We start from the raw sequence: 3003 nt of genomic DNA, 5'->3' as shown, positions 1-3003 counted from the left end.
CAACGCTGCGCGATACGAGGCATGGTTTGGCGCAAGCTGGACCGCGCGCAATAAAAAGGCCTCAGCGCGGGTGGCGTCGCCAGCGAGAAAGTAGGCTGTGCCAATGTTCGAGATCGCCGGCGGGTAGTCGGGGAAGCGATTGAGGATTGCCTCGAACTCCCGCCTCGCCGCAGCGAACTTCCCCTTTTGAACGAAGATGGCGCCCATCTTGGCAACAGTGAGAAGCCATTTGGCCGATTGTGAGTCGATCATACGTGCCGCCAGCGCCGATGGCGTGGCTGCATCGTTGCAGTCCTCGTAGCTGTGAATAAAATATCCGCTCTCGAATCAGATCGGCAAGAATGTGCTTCACATACCTTTTGTCTCGCCTGTCAAAAAGGCATCTGCAGACCGTTTCTGCAAGCCCACGCAGTCTATCGAGCTCGCCCAGCAGAACCCAGCCACAGTCGCTTGTCGTCCCGCCTCCATCAAAGCCGACCTCGACAGGCTTCTTGCGCTTGACCTTTGACTCACGCTTTCTGATACACTATCTCATCGTGCGGTTTTCTTTGTTATCGCTCATAATAAACGTATGAAAGCCACGGTAACACGCGTCGCTCAGAAGCCCCCGTATTTGTACATTGCTCGAGATAAGGAAAACAAGGGAGGATATTGAGAATGAAACGGAGATCACCTTTTTTGTGGTCAATGTGCACGGTGCTCGTGTTGACGTGCTGTCTATCCGTTGTTGCGGACGAGGTGCACCTTGTGAATGGTGACCGCATCACGGGCGAGGTTAAGAATATGGAGAAGGGCACCTTGCTGCTTATGATCGCCTATGCTGGTGAGGTTAAGGTGAACTGGGCCGACGTGAGCTGCTTGACGACGAGCCGTTCGCACAAATTCGTGCTGAATGATGGCCAGGTCCTTTTCGGGCAGGCCATCTGCTCAACAGCCGGGACGGTGAAGATCGTTGGCGACATCGTCGGTGAGTCGCTTCCGATACCTGTCTCGAACGTCGCCGCAATCAATCCCTCGCCGCCTGCTCCAGCGGTGAAATACACGGGTAGCCTTGCTGCGGGATACAGCCAGACCGACGGGAACACCGAGACGATCGCAGCAAACGCCTCGGCGCGGTTTGTGGCGAGGTCAAAGCGACAGAGGTTTACGCTCAAAGGTAAGTTCAACTATGGTGAGACCGACCGGGTTATGACTTCGCGCAACGCCGCGGGCAGCTTGAAATACGATTTCTTCGTCACGAAGCGGTTTTATGCCTATACGCATTCGCTCTTCGAGCGCGATGACTTCGCTGATCTCAGGCTGCGGAGCACACTCGGCGCAGGCGCCGGCTATCAGGTGATCGACACTGAGCGTGCCTCATTCTCGCTCGAAGCTGGGCCGTCATACTTGAATAACGATTTCGAGACGGCATCGGATGAGAACTACGTGGCTGGACGTTGGGGTGTTGACTTCAGCCTGAAGATAATCCCTGACCGGATGCGGGTCTTCCACAGCCATGAAGGTTATTACAGCTTTGACGACCAATCGGTCTATATCACTAGCGAGACAGGACTGCGTCTGACCATCGTTGACAACTTTTTCGCCCACGCGGGCGTGGATTACGCCTACGATAGCAGCCCAGTCGAGGGCAGCGAGAGATACGACGTGACCTATAAATTCGGTTTGGGTTACGAGTTCGAGCTGTAGGTCGAACAGACCAGGTAAAGGAATCGGGACTCGTCATACAACCAAAGAATGAGGGAGGGGAATGTCTGATTTCAGCAACGTTCCAACAATGATTAAGGAGTATTTGGCAGTCTATGGCCTGAAGATTATCGGCGCCGGGGCAATCCTGATCTTGGGTTGGTGGGCCGCGAAGATAGTGCGGAAAATCGTCAGGCGCCTGATGGTCAGAGGCAAGGTCGATGAGACGCTCATCCGTTTCGTCACGAATCTCATCTATGTGGCACTTCTAGCCTTTGTGATCGTCGCAGCGCTCGGCAAGCTGGGCATCCAGACCACATCCTTCATCGCCGTCCTGGGCGCCGCCGGCCTAGCAGTAGGCCTCGCGCTTCAGGGCTCTCTATCGAACTTCGCGGCGGGCGTCCTCATGATCATCTTCAAGCCTTTCAAGGTGGGCGATTTCATCGATGCAGCCGGGAAATCGGGCATTGTGGAATCGATCCAGATATTCACGACTAAGATAAGAACAGCCGATAACAAGCTGGTCGTAATTCCGAACGCGAAGATTACGGGCGACAGCATCGTCAACTATACTGCGAAAGAGACACGGCGTGTGGACCTGGTGATAGGTGTCAGCTATTCGGACAATCTGGACAAGGTCAAAAACGCAATCGAGGCGGTGCTGGCGGCGGACGAGCGCATCCTAAAGGACCCCGCACCGCTAGTCGGCGTTCTTGAGCTGGCGGACAGCAGCGTGAACTTCGCCGTTCGACCCTGGACCAAGACGGCAGACTACTGGGGCGTCTATTTCGACACGATCAAGGCCATCAAGGAGCGCTTTGACGCCGATGGGATCAGCATCCCGTTCCCGCAGAGGGACATTCATATCATCGGCGAGGGAGGCGTTACCGCTGGGAAAGCTGGCTAGACGAGATGCTTGGCCGGTAAGGCGACTGGGAGACGGAATCTGTATCATCCACATCATTGTAAAATTAGAAAGGTTTCTATTAACAATCGGTTCTAATGATGCTCTTCTTGCTGTTGGAGGGGCAGCGCCCAGAATCGGGAGGGTTACCGGGCGCTCTTGTCCTGCTGGCGACGCAGCCAGAGAAGTCGCTTCTGGATGTCCCTGTTTGTGGGGGAGGTCTGCTGGGCCTTGAGAAGCTGCTCCTCGGCAGCGCTCAACCTTCCCTGGCTGGCGTAAATGTCCGCCAACGCTGCGCGATACGAGGCATGGTTTGGCGCAAGCTGGACCGCGCGCAATAAAAAGGCCTCAGCGCGGGTGGCGTCGCCAGCGAGAAAGTAGGCTGTGCCAATGTTCGAGATCGCCGGCGGGTAGTC

4 protein-coding genes are annotated in these 3003 nt (G+C 55.6%); 2 read left to right on the top strand and 2 right to left on the bottom strand.

Annotated features, from left to right (window positions below):
• Positions 1–252, bottom strand: a 252-nt coding sequence (locus tag VM163_03290; GenBank protein ID HUT02894.1) for a tetratricopeptide repeat protein, incomplete at its 3' end; no start/stop codon positions are given.
• A gap of 405 nt (positions 253–657) precedes the next feature.
• On the opposite strand from VM163_03290, the gene VM163_03285 reads away from it, so the two are divergent.
• Both VM163_03285 and VM163_03280 read left to right on the top strand, forming a co-directional pair.
• Positions 658–1686 (top strand): DUF481 domain-containing protein, encoded by a 1029-nt coding sequence (locus VM163_03285; GenBank protein ID HUT02893.1) that lies wholly within the window; start codon positions 658–660, stop codon positions 1684–1686.
• A gap of 61 nt (positions 1687–1747) precedes the next feature.
• A complete protein-coding gene (locus tag VM163_03280) occupies positions 1748–2590 on the top strand; it encodes a mechanosensitive ion channel domain-containing protein (protein HUT02892.1) in 843 nt (280 codons plus the stop codon).
• A gap of 143 nt (positions 2591–2733) precedes the next feature.
• On the opposite strand, the gene VM163_03275 is transcribed toward VM163_03280, so the two are convergent.
• Positions 2734–3003, bottom strand: a 270-nt coding sequence (locus VM163_03275; protein ID HUT02891.1) for a tetratricopeptide repeat protein, incomplete at its 5' end; no start/stop codon positions are given.

The organism is bacterium (genome assembly GCA_035527515.1).
Lineage (GTDB): Bacteria > B130-G9 > B130-G9 > B130-G9 > B130-G9 > B130-G9.
This window is presented reverse-complemented; position numbering and strand designations above follow the sequence as displayed.